Source organism: Rhizobium laguerreae (genome assembly GCF_002008165.1).
GTDB classification, from domain to species: domain Bacteria; phylum Pseudomonadota; class Alphaproteobacteria; order Rhizobiales; family Rhizobiaceae; genus Rhizobium; species Rhizobium laguerreae.
The window spans coordinates 382205-400818 of record NZ_MRDM01000014.1 but is presented as its reverse complement, the minus strand read 5'-3'; the positions used below and the strand labels follow the sequence as shown (position 1 = coordinate 400818).

21 protein-coding genes are annotated in these 18614 nt (G+C 62.9%); 16 read left to right on the top strand and 5 right to left on the bottom strand.

What is annotated here, in order from left to right:
- Window positions 1-31 precede the first annotated feature (31 nt).
- Window positions 32-817 (bottom strand): TSUP family transporter, encoded by a 786-nt coding sequence (locus BS630_RS17715; RefSeq protein ID WP_077979216.1) that lies wholly within the window; start codon window positions 815-817, stop codon window positions 32-34.
- Between the two features lie 100 nt (window positions 818-917).
- Between BS630_RS17715 and BS630_RS17710 the strand changes: the two genes are divergently transcribed.
- The 8 genes from BS630_RS17710 (at window position 918) to BS630_RS17675 (ending at window position 7598) form a co-directional block, all read left to right on the top strand.
- Window positions 918-1337 carry a cobalamin biosynthesis protein gene (locus BS630_RS17710; protein WP_077978427.1) on the top strand — a complete coding sequence of 140 codons (420 nt, stop codon included), beginning with the start codon at window positions 918-920 and terminating at the stop codon, window positions 1335-1337.
- A 70-nt stretch (window positions 1338-1407) separates the two neighbouring features.
- A complete protein-coding gene (locus BS630_RS17705) occupies window positions 1408-2361 on the top strand; it encodes a nucleoside hydrolase (RefSeq protein WP_077978426.1) in 954 nt (317 codons plus the stop codon).
- Between the two features lie 190 nt (window positions 2362-2551).
- A complete protein-coding gene (gene cobA, locus BS630_RS17700; RefSeq protein ID WP_077978425.1) occupies window positions 2552-3391 on the top strand; it encodes a uroporphyrinogen-III C-methyltransferase in 840 nt (279 codons plus the stop codon).
- Entirely contained in the window at window positions 3388-4698 is a 1311-nt protein-coding gene (locus BS630_RS17695; protein ID WP_077978424.1) for a cobyrinic acid a,c-diamide synthase CobB, read from the top strand. The genes cobA and BS630_RS17695 overlap by 4 nt, the downstream gene beginning before the upstream one ends.
- On the top strand, window positions 4695-5759 hold the full coding sequence (locus BS630_RS17690) for a threonine-phosphate decarboxylase (protein WP_077978423.1): 1065 nt from the start codon (window positions 4695-4697) through the stop codon (window positions 5757-5759). The genes BS630_RS17695 and BS630_RS17690 overlap by 4 nt, the downstream gene beginning before the upstream one ends.
- Window positions 5756-6736 (top strand): adenosylcobinamide-phosphate synthase CbiB, encoded by a 981-nt coding sequence (cbiB, locus tag BS630_RS17685; RefSeq protein WP_077978422.1) that lies wholly within the window; start codon window positions 5756-5758, stop codon window positions 6734-6736. The genes BS630_RS17690 and cbiB overlap by 4 nt, the downstream gene beginning before the upstream one ends.
- A 93-nt stretch (window positions 6737-6829) precedes the next feature.
- On the top strand, window positions 6830-7030 hold the full coding sequence (locus BS630_RS17680; protein WP_027668415.1) for an ECs_2282 family putative zinc-binding protein: 201 nt from the start codon (window positions 6830-6832) through the stop codon (window positions 7028-7030).
- Between the two features lie 136 nt (window positions 7031-7166).
- Window positions 7167-7598, top strand: coding sequence for a L,D-transpeptidase (locus BS630_RS17675; protein ID WP_027668416.1), 432 nt, complete (start codon window positions 7167-7169; stop codon window positions 7596-7598).
- A gap of 32 nt (window positions 7599-7630) precedes the next feature.
- Here BS630_RS17675 and BS630_RS17670 read toward each other — a convergent pair whose 3' ends face one another.
- Complete coding sequence (locus BS630_RS17670) at window positions 7631-8353, bottom strand: Crp/Fnr family transcriptional regulator (RefSeq protein ID WP_077978421.1); 723 nt, start codon at window positions 8351-8353, stop codon at window positions 7631-7633.
- Between the two features lie 441 nt (window positions 8354-8794).
- Here BS630_RS17670 and BS630_RS17660 point away from each other — a divergent pair, with 441 nt between their 5' ends.
- The 7 genes from BS630_RS17660 to BS630_RS17630 all read left to right on the top strand — a co-directional run bounded on the left by BS630_RS17660 (window position 8795) and on the right by BS630_RS17630 (window position 15265).
- Window positions 8795-9073: an acyl carrier protein gene (locus BS630_RS17660; protein ID WP_003540486.1), complete on the top strand. Its 279-nt coding sequence runs from the start codon at window positions 8795-8797 to the stop codon at window positions 9071-9073.
- Between the two features lie 204 nt (window positions 9074-9277).
- On the top strand, window positions 9278-9760 hold the full coding sequence (locus tag BS630_RS17655; protein ID WP_077978419.1) for an ApeI family dehydratase: 483 nt from the start codon (window positions 9278-9280) through the stop codon (window positions 9758-9760).
- Window positions 9757-10962: a beta-ketoacyl-ACP synthase gene (locus BS630_RS17650; protein ID WP_077978418.1), complete on the top strand. Its 1206-nt coding sequence runs from the start codon at window positions 9757-9759 to the stop codon at window positions 10960-10962. The genes BS630_RS17655 and BS630_RS17650 overlap by 4 nt, the downstream gene beginning before the upstream one ends.
- Before the next feature lie 12 nt (window positions 10963-10974).
- Window positions 10975-12261 carry a beta-ketoacyl-ACP synthase gene (locus BS630_RS17645; RefSeq protein WP_003540471.1) on the top strand — a complete coding sequence of 429 codons (1287 nt, stop codon included), beginning with the start codon at window positions 10975-10977 and terminating at the stop codon, window positions 12259-12261.
- A gap of 56 nt (window positions 12262-12317) precedes the next feature.
- Window positions 12318-13346 (top strand): zinc-binding dehydrogenase, encoded by a 1029-nt coding sequence (locus BS630_RS17640; RefSeq protein ID WP_077979215.1) that lies wholly within the window; start codon window positions 12318-12320, stop codon window positions 13344-13346.
- A gap of 4 nt (window positions 13347-13350) precedes the next feature.
- Window positions 13351-14286: a lipid A biosynthesis lauroyl acyltransferase gene (locus BS630_RS17635; protein WP_017988604.1), complete on the top strand. Its 936-nt coding sequence runs from the start codon at window positions 13351-13353 to the stop codon at window positions 14284-14286.
- A gap of 262 nt (window positions 14287-14548) precedes the next feature.
- Entirely contained in the window at window positions 14549-15265 is a 717-nt protein-coding gene (locus BS630_RS17630) for a PAS domain-containing protein (protein ID WP_017960823.1), read from the top strand.
- A 22-nt stretch (window positions 15266-15287) separates the two neighbouring features.
- On the opposite strand, the gene BS630_RS17625 is transcribed toward BS630_RS17630, so the two are convergent.
- The 3 genes from BS630_RS17625 to BS630_RS17615 all read right to left on the bottom strand — a co-directional run bounded on the left by BS630_RS17625 (window position 15288) and on the right by BS630_RS17615 (window position 16911).
- Window positions 15288-15650 (bottom strand): VOC family protein, encoded by a 363-nt coding sequence (locus tag BS630_RS17625; protein ID WP_025394906.1) that lies wholly within the window; start codon window positions 15648-15650, stop codon window positions 15288-15290.
- Window positions 15651-16049: a polyketide cyclase gene (locus tag BS630_RS17620; RefSeq protein ID WP_077978417.1), complete on the bottom strand. Its 399-nt coding sequence runs from the start codon at window positions 16047-16049 to the stop codon at window positions 15651-15653.
- A 70-nt stretch (window positions 16050-16119) separates the two neighbouring features.
- Complete coding sequence (locus tag BS630_RS17615) at window positions 16120-16911, bottom strand: helix-turn-helix domain-containing protein (protein WP_077978416.1); 792 nt, start codon at window positions 16909-16911, stop codon at window positions 16120-16122.
- Window positions 16912-17120: 209 nt separating this feature from the next.
- Between BS630_RS17615 and gndA the strand changes: the two genes are divergently transcribed.
- The gene (gene gndA / locus BS630_RS17610; protein WP_018493030.1) at window positions 17121-18572 is read left to right on the top strand and encodes an NADP-dependent phosphogluconate dehydrogenase; all 1452 of its coding nucleotides are present in this window, start codon (window positions 17121-17123) and stop codon (window positions 18570-18572) included.
- Window positions 18573-18614: the final 42 nt, after the last annotated feature.

Sequence of the window (18614 nt, the reverse complement as noted above, 5' to 3'; positions counted from 1 at the left end):
GGAGGTAATGGAAGATGGTCGAGGGGTCGAGTCAGACGCCGAGCCAGACACGCAGCGGATTTGCCGGATCGGCGAGCAGCTTTACTGCAAGGGCGACGCAGACGATCACGAGCAGCGGCTTGATGAGCTTTGCGCCGATGCGCATGGCCAGCCGCGAGCCAAGCTGCGCGCCGAGGAACTGGCAAGCACCCATCAACAGGCCGATCTTCCAGAGTATCGCGCCGAAGCTCGCGAAGACGATCAGCGCGCCGAAATTCGAGCCGAGATTGAGAAGCTTGGTGTGGGCCGTCGCCTTCAGCATGCCGAGGCCGGCGAGCGTGACGAAGGTCAGCATGAAGAAGGAGCCCGTGCCAGGGCCGAAGACGCCATCATAGAAGCCGATGACGGGCACCAGGGTCAGGCCGAAGGTAAAGGGGGTCATGCGGCGGTGGGTGTCGAGGTCGTTGAGGTTCGGCTTGACGGCGAAGAAGATGGCGATCGCCACCAGGAGCACCGGCATGATGGCCTGCAGCACCTGGCCTGGAACGATCGTGGCGAGTGCCGCGCCGAGCGAACCGCCCATGACAGCCATCAGCGCCATCGGCAATTGTTCCGCAAGCTGCACATGGCCCTTGCGGGCATAAGCGATCGTGGCCGAGGCCGCGCCGAAGAGGGACTGCACCTTGTTGGTGCCGAGGGTCTGGAGCGGCGGAAAACCTGCGATCAGCATGACGGGGACGGTGATGAGGCCGCCGCCGCCGGCAATGGAATCGACGAACCCGGCAAAGAAAGCCGCCGCGCAGAGCAGCAGAAGCAGATGGAAGGTGATATCGGGCAAGATGGTATTCCGGGCAGGGATTTCGGACGGCCTTGTTGCATTTGCCGCCCCAAGCTGCAATGGCTGCAAAGACATGGGCAGGGCGTATTTGACGGTTTCCATGAGTGATATCTCTTTCGATACGGCGAGGCGCCACGTGCTCGGCCTCGGCTGCGAGCGCGGCACGCCGCCTGCCGAGATGCTGGCGCTTGCGATCGAGGCGCTCGACGCGGCCGCTATCGGCGCGGCGGAACTCACAGCCATTGCCTCGATCGACAGCCGAAGACTGGAGCCGGCGATCCTTGCCGTTGCCGCGCATTTTTCCGTGCCTGCCGTGTTCTTCGGCGCGCTGCGGCTGGAGGAGGAGACGCCGCGGCTGGCGAATCCGTCGGAAATCGTCTTTGCCCGCGTCGGCTGCCATGGCGTCGCCGAGGGTGCGGCGCTGGCTGCGGCGGGGCCGGATGCCGAGCTTGCTGTCGCCAAGATCAAATCTGCACATGCGACGGCGGCAGTCGCCCGCAGCGGGTTGCAGAAAGCCTGATCGGCGTTATGTTGGCGCCAATTCGCGGCGCCGTCCGGCAGCCTCACGGTTCACATCTAGAGGATATCTCATGCACAAGGTCATTTATGACACCGACCCTGGCGTCGACGACGCCATGGCGCTTCTCTTCCTGCATCGTCATCCCGAGATCGAGCTTCTCGGCATCACCACGGTTTTCGGTAATGCCTCGGTCGAGACGACGACGCGCAATGCGCTTTTCCTCAAGCGCGAATGGAATATTCCGGCACCCGTTTCCAAAGGCGCCAGCGTCACCATCGATTCCTCGCGCGCGGAGCGGCCATGGCCGGCCATGGTGCATGGCGATAACGGCCTCGGCGATATCGACGTACCGGAGACGATCGACCTGCCGCTCGATCCGCGCCCGGCGCATCGCTTTATCATCGACACGGTGCGCGCCCATCCGGGCGAGGTACGCCTCGTTGCCGTCGGGCGGATGACCAATCTGGCGCTGGCGCTGAAGGAAGACCCCGAGATTGCGACGCTGGCGAAGGACGTCGTCATCATGGGCGGCAATTTCTATGTGCCGGGCAATGTCTCGCCGGTCGCCGAGGCCAATATCCACGGTGATCCCGAGGCCGCCGACATCGTCATGACCGCGCCGTGGAAGGTGGCCGTCATCGGCCTCGACGTCACCGCAATCACCACGATGAGCCGCAGCTATCTCGGCGAAATGGCAGCTAGGGGTGACAAGGCGGTCAAGCAGCTCGACGCACTCTCGCAGTCCTACATCGATTTCTACAAGCATGCGGTCGAAGACGGCATGATGGTGCATGACAGCTGCGCCTGCGTCTATGCCGTGGCGCCGGAGCTGTTCTCATCGATATCGGGTGCGGTGCGTGTCGTCTGCGGCGGCATCGCCGATGGCCAGACGATCGTCAGGCGAGACGGGCGGCATTTTCCACCTAATGGCGCCTGGGATGGCTTGCCGAGCCAGGTAGTCTGCACCGGCATCGAGTCGGAGAGGGTCCTCGACCTCATTCGCAATACACTGCTTGCAGCCTGACAAGCTTGAAGGGCCGGCCGCGATGCTGCCGGCCTTCGGGATATATTCCAATATATTCATTGCGTTGTGCGGGTTGTCCGAGGATTTGAATCCGACGCTTCATAAAGTGAGTCACGATCATCTCAGCAACTTCAAGTGAGGTGATGGGCGCGGCGTTGACCTTGCCCTTTGCGGGGCCTAGATCAGCAACATGATCGATGCCGCATTCTCCCATCTTCCGGTGCTTGAGCCGGGCAACGTCTGGCTCGTCGGCGCCGGTCCCGGCGATCCCGGGCTTTTGACGCTACTCGCCGCCAAGGGGCTTTTCGAGGCCGACGTTATCGTGCACGATGCGCTGGTCAATGAGGAATGCCTGGCGCTCGCGCGGCCGGAAACGCTGGTGGAATATGCCGGCAAGCGCGGCGGCAAGCCTTCGGCGAAACAGCGCGACATTTCGTTGCGGCTGGTGGAGCTTGCGCGCGCCGGCAAGCGGGTGCTGCGGCTGAAGGGCGGTGATCCCTTCGTGTTCGGGCGCGGCGGTGAGGAGGCGTTGACGCTGGTCGAACACAATATCCCCTTCCGCATCGTGCCCGGCATCACCGCCGGTATTGGTGGGCTCGCCTATGCCGGCATTCCGGTGACGCATCGCGACATCAACCATGCCGTGACCTTCCTCACCGGCCATGATTCCTCGGGCATCGTGCCCGACAGAATCAACTGGGAGGCGATCGGCCGAGGCTCGCCCGTCATCGTCATGTACATGGCGATGAAGCATATCGCCGAGATCAGCGCCCGCCTGATCGCCGCAGGCCGGCTGTCTTCCGAGCCCGTCGCCTTCGTCTGCAATGCCGCCACCGGCCGGCAGCTGGTGTTGGAAACGACGCTCGGAGAGGCGACCGAGGCTGTTGCCGCCTCCGGGCTGGAGCCGCCAGCGGTGGTCGTCGTCGGCGAGGTGGTGCGGCTCAGGGCCTCGCTCGATTGGCTCGGTGCACTCGCAGGACGGCGATTGCAGCCCGATCCGTTCCGCCCGTCCGGCAAGGTGCGGGCATGAGCGGCCTCCTGATCGCAGCACCTTCCTCCGGCGCCGGCAAGACGACGGTGACGCTCGGGCTGCTCCGAGCGCTCCGCCGGCGCGGCATTGCGGTCGCGCCCGGCAAGGCCGGCCCTGACTATATCGATCCCGCCTTCCATGCGGCGGCAAGCGGCACGCTTTGCCTGAATTTCGATCCCTGGGCGATGCGCCCAGAGCTGATCTCGGCCAATGCCGCCCTTCACCGTTCCGGCGACCGCATCCTCGTCATCGAGGCGATGATGGGGCTTTTCGACGGCGCGACCGACGGAAAGGGAACGGCGGCCGATCTCGCCGCCCAGCTGGGGCTTTCCGTGGTGCTCGTCGTCGACGCCTCGCGCATGTCGCAGTCGGTGGCGCCGCTGGTTACCGGGTTTGCCGGCTTCCGCGCCGATGTCCGCGTTGCCGGCGTCATTCTCAACAAGGTCGGCAGTGACCGGCACGAAGCGATGCTGCGACAGGCGCTGGAGGCTATCCGCATGCCTGTCATCGCCGTGATCGGCAGCGACAAAGGGCTTTCCCTGCCGGAGCGCCATCTCGGCCTCGTCCAGGCCGGCGAACATGCAACCCTCGATAATTTCATCGACCATGCGGCGGACGCGGTCTCCGAGGAATGCAATTTCGAATTTCTGCTACGCATTGCAAAGCAAGGGCTCAACCGGCCGTCGGCCGCCAATATCGACCGGTTGCCGCCGCTGGGCGCACGCATCGCCGTGGCGCGCGATATCGCCTTTGCCTTTTCCTACGAGCATATGCTGCTCGGCTGGCGCCGCCGGGGTGCTGCGATCTCCTTCTTCTCTCCGCTTAGCGACGAGGCACCAGCTACCGATGCCGATGCGATCTATCTGCCTGGTGGTTATCCTGAGCTGCACGCCGGACGGCTCGCAGAGGCGCAGAATTTCCGCGCCGGCATGCTCGACGCGACGGCGCGCGGCGCCAGGATTTACGGCGAGTGCGGCGGCTATATGGTGCTCGGCGACGGGCTGATCGATACGGAGGGCAAGCGCCATCAGATGCTCGGCCTGCTGCCCGTTGTCACCAGCTATGCCGAGCGCAAGCGCCATCTCGGCTATCGCCGTGTCGTGCCGCTCGACGGCGCCTTCTTCGCGCGGATCATGACGGCCCATGAATTCCACTATTCCAGCGTCGTCTCCGAGGGCGAGGGCAAACGGCTTTTCCAGGTGCAGGATGCGCTCGGGACCGATCTGGGTGCAGCCGGGCTCCGGTGCGGGCAGGTGGCGGGGTCGTACATGCATCTGATCGATCTAGCCGGAGCAACGGCTGCATGAGCGCACCGATCGTCCATGGTGGCGGCATCACCGCGGCTGCCGCTACCTTCGGCGGCAGGCCGGACGACTGGCTCGATCTTTCCACGGGCATCAATCCGTGCCCTGTCGCCCTGCCTGACATTCCGGCGCGAGCCTGGCACCGCCTGCCGGATAGGCACCTCGTCGACGAGGCGAGGCGTGCGGCGCGCGATCACTATGGCAGCGGCGAGATCCTACCGCTCCCCGTGCCCGGCACGCAATCGGTGATCCAGCTTCTGCCGCACCTCGTCGAGGCGGGTAGGCTGGTTGGCGTCACGGACAACAGGGTCGCTGTGACGGACAACAAGGTTGCCGTGACGGACAACAAGGTTGCCGTGGTATCGCCGACCTATGGCGAGTATGCGCGCGCCTTCGCCTCGGCCGGTTTTGCCGTTGATGCGATCGACGATATTGCCGCGATCGGAGCCGGACATCGGCTGGCTGTCGTCGTCAATCCGAACAACCCCGATGGGTTGATATGGCCGACCGAAACGCTGATTGCCCTGCACGATAAAATGAAATCGGCAAACGGGTTTCTTGTCGTCGACGAGGCCTTCGGTGATACCGATCCGGCGCTCAGCCTCGCATTCCGGGCGCCGCGGCTTCCGAACCTCATCATCTTCCGCTCTTTCGGCAAGTTCTTCGGACTTGCCGGCCTGCGGCTCGGTTTTGCCATTGCGCGGGATGATATTCTCGAGCGTTTCGAGGACTGGCTCGGTCCCTGGGCAGTCTCCGGCCCGGCTCTTTCGATTGCAGGTTCGCTGCTGCGCTCGGATGTCTCTCCGATCCGCGGCCGCATCGATGAGCGCAACGCCGGCCTGCATGCGGTGCTGAAGGGCTCCGGGTTGCAAATCTCGGGAGGGACGGCGCTCTTCACCCTTGTCGCCGATCCGAGGGCCGGCGACATTTACACGCATCTCTGCCGCCATCATATTCTCGTCCGCAAGTTCGACTATGCGCCGGATTGGCTGCGTTTCGGGCTGACGCCCGATCCGGCGGCAGACAGGCGGCTTGGCGAAGCCCTTCAGAGATTTGAGCGATGACGATCGACGAAAACCTTCTCGTACTGCTTCTGGCCCTGCTGCTCGACCGGATCGCCGGCGATCCGCAATGGCTGTGGTCGCGGATGCCGCATCCCGTCGTCATGTTCGGCGCGGCGATCTCCTATGCCGACCGGCAGCTCAACCCAGCAAGCCTCACGGGCTCGCAACGCCGAATGAACGGTACCGCCGCCATCATGGCGCTGCTTCTTTTGGCGGTGGCCGCAGGCTTCGTGTTCAACCGGTTCTTCGCGCTGTTCGGCCTTGTCGGCATCTTGCTGGAGACCGGGCTGGTGGCGATCTTCTTGGCGCAGAAAAGCCTTGCCGATCATGTCGCGGCTGTCGCCGTCGCCTTACGCGACGAGGGGCTTGCCGGCGGGCGGACCGCCGTTTCCCGCATCGTCGGACGCGATCCCCAGACGCTGGATGAGCCAGCCGTCTGCCGCGCGGCGATCGAAAGCCTTGCCGAGAATTTCTCCGACGGCGTCGTGGCGCCGGCGCTCTGGTATGCCGCCTTCGGCCTGCCAGGGCTCTTCGCCTACAAGATGCTGAACACGGCGGATTCGATGATCGGCCACAAGTCGGAAAAATACATCGACTTCGGCTGGGCGGCCGCCCGGCTCGACGATATCGCCAATTGGCCAGCAGCCCGGCTCTCCATCCTGCTGATTGCCGCCGGCGCCTGGATCCGGCGGGGAACAAGCGCCGGTCGTGAGGCGATCCGCGTGGCAATGCGCGACGGGGCCTTGCACCGCTCGCCGAATTCCGGCCGGCCGGAGGCGGCAATGGCGGGTGCGCTGAACGTCCAGCTCGCCGGGCCGCGCATCTATGGCGGCGTCATCGTGGCCGAGCCGATGATCAACGACACCGGCCGCGACGTGGCGACCTCAGGCGACATCGAGGACGGCGTATCGGTGTTCTACGCCAGCTGCATGGTGCTCGCCGGTGTGACGTTCGGGCTTTTCTTGTGTTTTCTGTAGAGGCGGGATGGTACGACCACGCCTCGGTAGACAGCTCCCACTCAAACGTTTATGCGAAACGCCTCCCACCTCCACCAGACCGGAAGCAGAGCGATGACAGTTCAGGTTGAATTACCGTGCCCGAAGTGCAAGAGCACCAAGATGAAGTTCGAGCGTCCCGAGATCCGGGAGACCGACATCATCACCTGTGCCGCCTGCGGCCATAATCTCGGCACCATGGCCTCGATCCGCGAGAAGATGAACAAGGCGTACCAGCAGCTCAATCGGGCTGGGGCGAAGCGCAAGCTTCAGTAAGCCTGCGGCGCATCCGCTTGTTGCCATGCGCCGTTAAAATTGTGATTACCATTCGGATTAAAGCAATCTAATAAGTATTGCCGTAGTCTCTCTTTCGTGAGGGCGCAACTAAGCTGCGCGAGTTCGAAGAGGGGTCATGATGAAGACGATTTTGGCGGCTGCGGCCGCAAGTTTATTGCTGCAGTTTTCTCCTGTTGCTGCTCAGGCAGCAACGCTGGTCGCCAATATCAGCATCGGCAAGCAGACGATGACCGTTTCCGAGAACGGCTTCGTCAAATATCGCTGGAAGGTTTCGACCGCGCGCAATGGCTATGTCACGCCAACCGGTTCGTGGCGCGCCAAGTGGCTGTCACGCGATCACCGCTCCAGGAAATACGACAATGCACCGATGCCCTTCGCCGTATTCTTCAACGGCGGTTACGCCGTTCACGCGACTTTCGACCTGAAGCGCTTGGGCCGGCCGGCTTCGCATGGCTGCGTTCGCCTGCACCCCGACAATGCCGCCCAATTCTTCTCGCTGACGCGGCAGGCCGGCCTTGCCAATACCCGCGTGGTCATTACGCGCTAACCCAACGGGTTATGCGCCGCGCTGAGCCCGTTTTATGCGCTGATCATCCGCTCCAGTTCATCCATGTCGGGGACGATGATATGTCGGAAATTCTCGATGCGAATGACGCCGCTCTTGCGCAGCCTGGTCATCTGGCGGCTGACGGTTTCGATCGTCAGCCCGAGGAAATCGGCGATCTCGGCGCGGGTTAGCGGCAGGTCGAAGGCGGTGCTTGTGGCCGTTTGCGGTTCGGCGTGGGTGGCGATGAGGTGGAGCAGGCTTGCGACCTTCTCCTCGGCGGTGCGCCGGCCGAGCGTCAGCATCCATTCGCGCGCGGCATCCAGCTCCTTCAGCGCCTGATCGTGCAGGCTGCGCTGCAGTTCCGGCGTCCCCGATATCATGCGATCGAGCAGGTTGCGCGGGAAGACGCAGATTTCGGAATCGGTCGCAGCCTCTGCCGACAGCGTGCTTTCGCGCACGAAGGGCCTGCCGACGAAATCGGGGGCGAATTGCAGGCCGACGATCTGCTGGCGCCCGTCCGGCATTACCTTGCAGAGTTTCACCACCCCGCGCATGATGTTCGAATAGAAAGAACTTTCCGCGCCTTGAGCGATGATCTCGCTGCCGGCATCGACCTTGCGGCGCAGCGAGTGGCGGCCGAGTTCGCGGAGCTGGCTGCTCGACAGCGCGCCGCAGACGACACCGTGCCGCGCCTGGCAGGAACGGCAGGCGACGAGAGTGCCGGCGTCGGAAACCTCACTGCTTGCGATGTCCATGTCCTGATCCCTTCGAAATCCGCGTGTGCCGGGTGTCGCTGCGCATGCCGGGCATGCTCGGCATACCCTAGACGATTACGCCGCGATTGCGGGTTCGGCTATCCCGATTTCTTCCAGCGCGGCTTGATGATTATCAATTTCGCCGGGATTGCGATTTGATCCAGATCAAAGTTTCCGTGCCATGGCTGTTGTTGGAAAGCGCCAGCGTCGACACGAGGCCGTCCGCGGGTTTGATTCGGACGGCTTCTTCGCCCCGCCGGCCGGGCGAACTTTCAGCTACGGCATCGCCTTGCGCCCCGGGTGACGGCAAAGGCCGGCATTCCATTGCTGTTTAGGCAACACCCAGCTGGCAAATTGCCGCAACGCCGGGACGAAAGCATTGGCTTTTGAAAAGGATTTGCCTATGAGGGGTTTAAATTGTCATTTCATGAGGTACAGCGCGTGACCGCTACATTCGATAAAGTTGCCGACATTATTGCAGAAACCAGCGAGATCGACCGCGCGACGATCACGCCGGAGAGCCATACGATCGACGACCTCGGTATCGACAGCCTCGATTTCCTCGACATCGTCTTTGCGATCGACAAGGAATTCGGCATCAAGATCCCGCTCGAAAAGTGGACGCAGGAAGTCAACGAAGGCAAGGTTTCCACCGAAGAATACTTCGTGCTGAAGAACCTCTGCGCCAAGATCGACGAGCTCAAAGCAGCCAAGGCCTGAGCGATATAACAGTCTTTTTTGAACGCCCTGCCGCCCTGAATATGGCGGCCGGGCGGTTTCGTTCCTAACTAGTGCATGCCGCCCAAAAGTGCGCAGCGGTTTTGGGATAACGGCATGCATAAAAACAAAGACCTAAAGTGCGAACCAGACGCGCTTTAGGCGTCACCGGCGGGCAGATCTGGCCTGTCGGGCCGGAGGATCCGAATGCTGCTGGAATATTTCCAGATGATTGACCGCGTCGAAGCGGTCGACCTGAAGAAGGGTACGCTTAAGGCGCGATCCGTCGTGCCGGCCAAGAGCCCCGTCTTCGAGGGTCATTTTCCCGGCATGCCGCTCGTTCCCGGCGTGCTCCTGATCGAGACCATGGCCCAGGCCTCCGGCATGCTGGTGCTTGCCGTCACCAATTTTGCCGCTATGCCCTTCCTGATGATGGTCGACGGCGCCAAGATGCGCACCTTCGTCGAACCGGAAGCTGTGCTCGACATCGAGGCGGTGCTGGAGCATGACGGTTCGGGTTTCGCAGTTACCAAGGCTAAAATCACCAGCGCTGGCAAGAAGGTCTGCGATGCGCAGCTGAAACTGCGCACCATGCCGTTTTCCGAGGTACCGCTCGGCGATATCGTGAAGAAACGTGCCGGCGAAATCGGGCTTCTCGAAGCGATCGCGGCGCAGGGAGTGATTGGATGAGCAAGGCTGCAAACGACGTCGTCATCTCGGGCATCGGCATCGTCACCTGTCAGGGCGTTGGCAAGGACGCGCATATCGCGCTGCTTTCGGCCGCGAGCACCCCGAAGGCGATCATCGAGACCGAGAAGTTCAAGCCCTATCCGGTGCACCCGCTGCCTGAGATCGACTGGTCGCAGCAGATCGCCAAGCGCGGCGATCAGCGCCAGATGGAGAACTGGCAGCGCATCGGCGTCTTCGCCGCCGGCCTTGCGCTCGATGATGCTGGTTTCAAGGATGATATCGAGGCCTGCGGCACGATGGACATGATCGTGGCGGCCGGAGGCGGCGAGCGCGACATCAATGTCGACACACTGATCGTCGACGAAGCGCTGAAGCGCAATGACCGCGAGTTGCTGCTCAACGAGAAGCTGACGACCGAGCTGAGGCCGACACTGTTCCTCGCCCAGCTTTCCAACCTGCTCGCCGGCAATATCTCGATCGTGCACAAGGTCACCGGTTCGTCGCGCACCTTCATGGGCGAGGAAGCGGCCGGCATATCCGCCGTCGAGACCGCCTTCTACCGCATCAAATCAGGCGAATCCTCGCATGCACTTGTTGGAGGCGCCTTCGCGGCTGAGCGGCCTGATATGATCCTGCTCACCGAGGCGATCGGCGCCCATGCGCGTGGCGACTGGGTGCCGCTTTGGTCGCGCAAGCCGAGCGATGGCGGCGGCATGATCACTGGTTCGGCAGGCGCCTTCCTGGTGCTCGAATCGCGCAAACATGCTGAAGCCCGCGGCGCCCATATCTATGCTGTCATCGACGCGGTCGAGGGCGACCGCGGCAACCGCAATTCCGGCAATCTCGAAGTTCGGCTGGAGCGGCTTTTGGCACCGGCTGCCGGGCTTGCCACTGAGAGCACGGCGATCTTTTCCGGATCGACCGGCATGCACGATCTTGCCGCCCGCGAGCGGGCGGTGCTCGAACATCAATTGCCCAACGTTGCGATCCGCGGCTTCGGCGGCGTCACCGGCCATACGATCGAGACGCAGTTCACGCTGGGTCTAGCGCTTGCAGCCCTTGCCGTCGACGGCAAGGCCAAGGTTCCGCCGTTCGATGCCGCTCATGAGGCGCCGATGCGGGCAGGGGCCACGGCCGCCGTCGTGACCACGGTCGGACACCAGCGCGGCGAGGGCGTTGCCGTTCTTTCCGCAGATGCGTGAGGAGTGAGAAATATGACAGCTTCCGCTTATAGAGATCACCTCGGCCGTCCGATCGTAGCTGTTACCGGCATGGGCATCATCACCTCGCTCGGTCAGGGCCTCAGCGATAACTGGGCAGCGCTTTCGTCAGGCACGTCGGGCATCCATGAGATCAACCGCTTTCCGACCGAGGGCCTGTCGACGCGGATCGCCGGCACCGTCGATTTTATCGGCATCCCGGTGCCGAACGCCGTCGAGCGCTCCTATGCCTTCGCCCGCGAAACGACGATCGAGGCGCTTGCCGATGCCGGCCTTTCCGGCGATTTCAACGGCCCGCTATTCCTCGCCGCCCCGCCGATCGAGCCCGAGTGGAGCGCGCGTTTCGAGCTTGCCGACCGTTCGCCGGCCTCCGACCATCCGGGGGATGCCTATGAGCGCTTCCTGACGGCGTTGCGCCAGCGTCCGGATCCGGCCTTCCATGAGGCGGCACTGTTCGGTGCGATTTCCGAGCGCCTTGCCGACCGGTTCGGCACCCGCGGCCTTCCCGTCACGCTGTCGACCGCCTGCGCCTCCGGGGTCACGGCGATCCAGCTCGGCATCGAGGCGATCCGCCAAGGCCGCACGGATCGCGCATTGACGGTCGCGACCGACGGATCGCTGAGTGCCGAAGCGCTGATCCGCTTCTCGTTGCTGTCAGCTCTTTCGACACAGAACGATCCGCCGACCAAGGCTTCCAAGCCGTTCAGCAAGGATCGCGACGGCTTCGTTATCGCCGAGGGTGCTGCGACCCTGGTACTGGAATCGCTGGAGTCAGCGGTTGCCCGCGGCGCCAAGGTGCTCGGCATCATGAAGGGCGCCGGCGACAAGGCCGACAGCTTCCACCGCACCCGGTCGTCGCCCGATGGCGGCCCGGCAATCGCGACGATCCGCGCGGCCCTTGCCGATGCCGGTATCGACGAGAGTGGCATCGGCTACATCAATGCGCACGGCACCTCGACGCCGGAGAACGACAAGATGGAGTATGGCGCGATGTCGGCCGTGTTCGGCGACCGGCTCGTCGGCATTCCCGTGTCGTCGAACAAGTCGATGATCGGCCATACGCTGACGGCGGCGGGCGCCGTCGAGGCGGTGTTCTCGCTGCAAACGATGCTGACCGGAACGCTGCCGCCGACCATCAATTACAACAACCCCGATCCGTCGATCGTTCTCGATGTCGTGCCGAACAAGAAGCGGGAAGCCCAGGTTTCAGCGGTGCTTTCCAACTCCTTCGGCTTCGGCGGGCAGAATGCCAGCCTTGTCATGGCGCTCGAACCGGCTTAAGCGGTTCGCGACAATTTCAAAACAAGAAGACCGTCTTGAAGGCGAGGGATTTTGCCATGCGCGCTTTGCAACTGATCGATGACCGCAAGCTTGAGATCACCGAGCTGCCTGAACCGGACGCTCCTGGTGCCGGCGAGGTGACGCTGCGCGTCAAGGCGGTGGCGCTCAACCATATCGACGTCTGGGGCTGGCGCGGCATGGCGTTTGCCAAGCGGAAGATGCCGCTGGTCATCGGTGCCGAAGCCTCCGGCGTCGTCGAGGCGATCGGGCCGGGCGTCGCCAACGTGCTGCCGGGCCAGCTCGTCTCCATCTACGGTGCGCGCACCTGCGGCCTCTGCCGCCCCTGCCGCGAAGGTCGCGACAATCTCTGCGAACATGTCTCCGGCGTGCACGGCTTCCATCTCGACGGCTTCGCGCAGGAGAAGGTCAACCTGCCGGCGCGCCTGCTGGTACCGGCCCCTCCCGGTGTCGACGCGATCGGCGCGGCGCTTGCTCCGGTCACCTTCGGCACGGTCGAGCACATGTTGTTCGACAATGCCAAGCTTGAGCCGGGCGAGACGATCCTCGTCCATGCCGGCGGCTCCGGCATCGGCACGGCGGCGATCCAGCTCGCCAAGAAGATCGGCTGCACCGTCATCACCACGGTCGGTTCGGACGATAAGATCGAAAAGGCCAAGGCGCTCGGCGCCGATCACGTTATCAACTACCGCACCGACCGTTTCGAAGGCGTGGTGCGCAAGCTCACCAAGAAGAAGGGCGTCGACGTCGTTTTCGAACATGTCGGCAAGGACACCTGGGCAGGCTCGATGCTCTGCATGAAGCGCGGCGGGCGCCTCGTCACCTGCGGCTCGACCTCGGGTGTTTCCACTGAGATGAACCTGATGATGCTGTTCCAGCAACAACTCAAGCTCTTCGGTTCCTTCGGCTGCCGCATGGAGAACATGGCGAATGCGATGCAGAAGATGGGCCGCGGGCTCGTCCATCCCGTCATCGATACCGAGGTCAGCTTCAGTGATATCGACCGGGCGCTGGAGCGGATCGAATCGCGCCAGATCTTCGGCAAGATCATCCTGAAGATGGATTGACCGCGTGAAGCTGTTCATCACCCGGATCGTTCTGGCGCTGAGGAATTTCCAGCAATGGCTGGTGGCTCAGCTGATGTTCGGCTTCATGAATTTCCTGAAGCTGTTTCCGGCCGATGGCGCGATCCGCTTTGCCGACAGGATGATGCGACGCCTCGGCCGGCTGACCAGCCGCCACAGACTGATGCTGACCAATCTGCGCAACGCCTTTCCCGAGAAAAGCGAGGCCGAGATCGAGGAGATCGCGCTCGCCAGCTGGGGCAATATGGGCCGGCTTGCGGCCGAATACGTCTTCCTCGATCAGCTGTTCGACTATGATCCTGAAAAGTCGGAGCCGGGGAGGGTGGAGGTGTCGGGCGTCCCGATTTTCCTCGACCTGCGCGACAATCCGCGCCCCTTCATCGTCTTTACCGGCCATACCGCCAATTTTGAGCTGCTGCCGGTGGCGGGTGCCGCCTTCGGGCTCACCGTCACCGTGCTCTTTCGGCCACCGAATAATCCTTATGTCGCCAAGAAGGTGTTCGACTTCCGGAGTGCCCGCATGGGCAAGCTGGTGCCCTCGCATGCCGGTTCGTCCTTCGCGCTCGCCCGTCAGCTGGAAGCAGGCCAGGGGGTGGGCGTGCTGGTCGACCAGAAATTCCGAAAGGGGCTGAAGGGCACCTTCTTCGGGCGCGACGTCAAGACCAATCCGCTGCTGCCGAAGCTGGTGCGCCAGTTCGACTGCGAGGTCTATCCGGCGCGCTGCATCCGACTGCCGGGAAATCGCTACCGGCTGGAAATCGAGCCGCGCCTGGACATGCCGCGCGACGCCAAGGGCAATCTCGACCTGCCGGCCGCAGCCCAGTTGCTCAACGACAAGGTGGAAAGTTGGGTGCGGGAATATCCGGAACAGTGGCTCTGGTATCACGACCGCTGGCAGATCAAGCAGACGCTCGCGCCTTAGATCGGGATGTTCTAAAATAAATAGCTGGAGCGTGGCGTCGTCCTAAAACTGCTCACACTTTCGGCGTCATGCTCCAAAAACGTCCACCCTCATTTATCAGCGGTGAAAAGCGGCAGGTGCTCTCGGATTGAAACTGAGGGCACTTCATGTTACCCGTCACCACCAAGACGCGAATAGTGTCTACCGGAAGGCGCATTTTTGGGAAATGCAGCCATGTGAGGTTTCGGACTCGTCTCTTGGCACAATGGGATTGGGAGGCGTCTTGCTGGAGCTTTTTCGAGCTTTTTCTTTGCGTTGCGTGCAAATCGAGGAAGCCATACGCCTGGGCGACGACCAGCGCGTCACGGCGCTCGACCGTCATGTCGAGCCGCTGGTCGAGGCAATCCTCGCCTGCCGGGCAGCCAATCTGCTCGAAGTCTACATGCAGCTGCAGTTTGTGAGCCACCTGATCAGCCAGGATGCCGACGACAGCGCCAGCGTCACGGAGCACACGTCAGTGCTTTCCTATCTGCTCGACCGCTATTTCGGGGCGCATGGGCCGGACTGGCGCGTGCCGTCGCCGCAGGATGTGCGCATCGAACCGCCGCCGGCCTATGTGCCTGATACTGACAATGGCCAGTTCCTCAACGCGGTGATCCTCGAAAGCCTGCCGGATCGCGTGGCGGTGCTGACAAGGGACTATCGCTACCTCTATTCCAATCCAGCCAACAGCGCCCATCTCAACAGGAAGCCGATGGAACTCATCGGCCGCCACCTTTCCGAATTTATCGGCGAGGAGCGGTTTGCCGAATGCGCCAAGCACAAGCTCGACGCCTGTTTTGCCGGCGACCAGATCGACTATACCTATGAGCGCTCGGACGGCAGCGGCGGGTCGCGGCAGGTGCGCTGTCGCATGTCGCCGCTGCGCGATGCGGGCGGCACGGTGATCGGCGCCCTGCTCGTCATGGAAGATCTCGATCGGCTGTCGCAGGCTGCCTGATCAATAGGCTTGGGTAGCCTGGCTAAGCGGCCGCCCAGACGGCGAGCTCGTAACCATCACGGTCGAGGAAGTGGAAGCGACGGCCGCCGGGGAAATCGGTGATCGGCCGGCAGATCGTGCCGCCAGCTCTTTCGACTGAGGTCAGCACTTCTTCCAGATCATTGGCATAGACGACGACCAGCGGGCCGCCGCCTGTCCGCACCGGTCCGAAATCGGTAAAGCCGCCCTTCAGCCGGCCGTCGTCGAATTCGCAATAATTCGGGCCGTAATCGGTGAAGCGCCAGCCGAAAGCCGAGCCGTAAAAGGCTTTGGCTGCAGCGATGTCGGCGACGTTGAATTCGACATAGTCGATGCGGCGGTCGTTGTTTTCTGTTTTCTCGGCCATCTATCTCTCCATCAGGGCTTTCAGCATGGCGAGATCTTTCTCGACATGGGCGGCATCGGCGGAAAACTGCGCGTCGGTCATGCCGGGCAGGCGCAGCAGCGTGAACATGACCTCACAGCCATCGCCGTTCGGCACGATGCGCAGGGCATTATAGACCCTTAGGCCGGACTCGATCGTCACCGTATGGTCGATCACGCCGAATTCATTGGCCGGCACGAAGCTCACCTTGACGCGGCCGAGAGCGCCGTGGGCGATCCAGTCGGCGCCGTGCGGCTCTAAGCCGGTCGCAAGGCCGGAGGCCCAGAGCGGCATGTTCTCCGGCTTGCCCGCGAATTCATAGACGTCGCGCCAGTCGCGCTCGATCGACAGGTGGATGATTTTCGCGGGCATTGTCGTCATGGCTTGCAGGTCCCTGTCATTTGGTTTCGTCAGAATAACAAACCGGCCGACAGCGTCTTGAACAAAACGGTCAGTCGCCTCTTTTCCGCACGCCGAGCTGGTCGAGAATGACGGCGGGTGTCAGCGTCGACAGCTCGCCGACCTCCCGCGTCATGTGGGGCTGGTCGGCAAAGCCCGCTTCCAGCGCAAGGCGGGCAAGCGGCATCGTGCCCGACTTGCGGCAGAGGTCGAGGAAACGCTGGAATCTACGGATCCGTTCCAGCGTCTTTGCGCCGTAGCCGAAATGATGGTGGCAGCGACGACGCAGCTGCCTTTCGCTCATGCCGAGCCGGTCGAGCAGGCCGGATGCCGGGCGCCCGCTGTCGGCAGCGGCGAAGATCGTGGCGGCGTCGCGGGCGGGCTCCTCCGCATCGCACGCGGTCCCTTCGAGCAGGCGGCCAAACAGCGCCATCGCGGCTGATGGGTCGGGACAATTCGCAAGCCGCGCTTCGAATTCGGCAGTGTCCTTCCGGCCGATGTCGGCAAGAGGCACCGAGCAGCCGACCAGCTCGGAGAGCGGCGTCTTCAGCCAGGGTGCTGCAGCGCCGGGCGCAAAACGTGCGCCTGTGACGGTCGCGCCCGGCTGGATGACGGGAAAGGCCGCCGTCCTGTCGGGGCCGGCGACGACCAGCCGGCCGTCGATCCAGAGGACATCGCAATAGCCATCCGGCACGATCGCCACCATTGCCGGCGGTCCGTTATGGAGCGCATGAGACCAGAGGCGGCTGAAATGGCGCCGCAGCGTGGGCGGCGGTGCATATTCGCGGTAGCGGCCGGCGCGGGCGGCCAGGAGAACCATCTCTTTTCGTTTTCCCGATGCCAATGCGATATCTCCCGAGGCACTGATGATAACATGAGATAGGGCATTGCGGGCAGGACGCGCGAAAAACTTGCGGCTTCGGAATATGCGGCAGCTGGCGGGTTGTCGGACAAGCGGGGATATTGCAAGCCTCATTTCATTGGCTTTGCGAACCGATTAGACCCTTGTGAGACTTGCCGTTTGACCGAGACAGTGCCACAACACCGGTCCAAATGACACATCGGAGGTTTGTCGTGGAAAAGGCAGAAATCGGACTGATCGGCCTTGCGGTCATGGGCTCCAACCTGGCGCTCAACATCGCGGAGAAAGGCAATAAAATCGCGGTCTTCAACCGCACGCCGGAGAAAACCGACGAATTCTACGAAAGCGCCGGCGATCTGAAGAAGCAGATCATTCCCTGCAAGACCATCGAGGAATTCGTCGATGCGATCCGGCCGCCGCGTCCGATCATCATCATGATCAAGGCGGGCGAGCCCGTCGACCAGCAAATGGAGCTGCTGCGCCCGCATCTGTCCAAGGGCGACATCATGATCGATGCCGGCAACGCCAATTTCCGCGACACCGTCGCCCGCTTCGATCGGCTGAAGAATACCGATCTGACCTTCATCGGTATGGGTGTTTCCGGCGGCGAAGAAGGTGCGCGCCACGGCCCGTCGATCATGGTCGGCGGCACCGAAGAGTCCTGGAAGCGCGTCGAGAAGGTGCTAACCTCGATTGCCGCCCGCTACAATGACGAGCCTTGCGTCGCCTGGCTCGGCAACGACGGCGCCGGCCATTTCGTCAAGACCATCCACAACGGCATCGAATATGCCGACATGCAGATGATCGCCGAAATCTACGGGATCCTGCGCGACGGTCTCGGCAAGAGCGCCTCCGAAATCTCCGGCATCTTCGGCGAATGGAACAAGGGCCGGCTGAATTCCTACCTGATCGAAATCTCCGAGAAGGTGCTCGCGGCTACCGATCCGGTCTCCGGCGGACCGATGGTCGATATGATCCTCGACAAGGCCGGCCAGAAGGGTACCGGCAAGTGGTCGGCGATCGAGGCGCAGAACATGGGCATTCCAGCAACGGCGATCGAAGCCGCGGTCGCCGCCCGCAGCCTCTCCTCGATGAAATCGCAGCGCGAAGCCGCCGAGAAGATCTTCGGGACCCAGGCCGTGTCCTTCCCGATCGCTTACGGCCCCGAGCTCAACAAGGACCTGGAGCTGGCGCTGTTTGCCGCCAAGATCGGCGCCTATGCGCAGGGCTTCGCGGTGATGGCGGAAGCGTCGCGCGAGTTCAACTGGTCACTGCCGATGCCGACGATCGCCAGGATCTGGCGCGCCGGCTGCATCATCCGCTCGCAGTTCCTCGACGAGATCACCTCGGCCTTTACCAAGGCGCCGGACGCTGCAAACCTCATCGTCACGCCAGCCTTCTCCGACATGGTCAAGGAATCGGTCCCGGCGCTGCGCCGTGTCGTCGGTGCCGCGATTGCCGCCGGCCTGCCGGTGCCGGCGCTGACCTCGGCACTGACCTATTTCGACGCCTATCGCCAGGGCAGGGGAACGGCAAACCTCATCCAGGCACAGCGCGACTTCTTCGGCGCCCACGGCTTCGACCGCCTTGATGGTAAGGATTTCCACCACGGCCCCTGGGGCAGCGGTGCCTCGACCTTCTGAGGTTTACAGATTTTTCAAGGAGAGGCCCGGCCACTGCGCCGG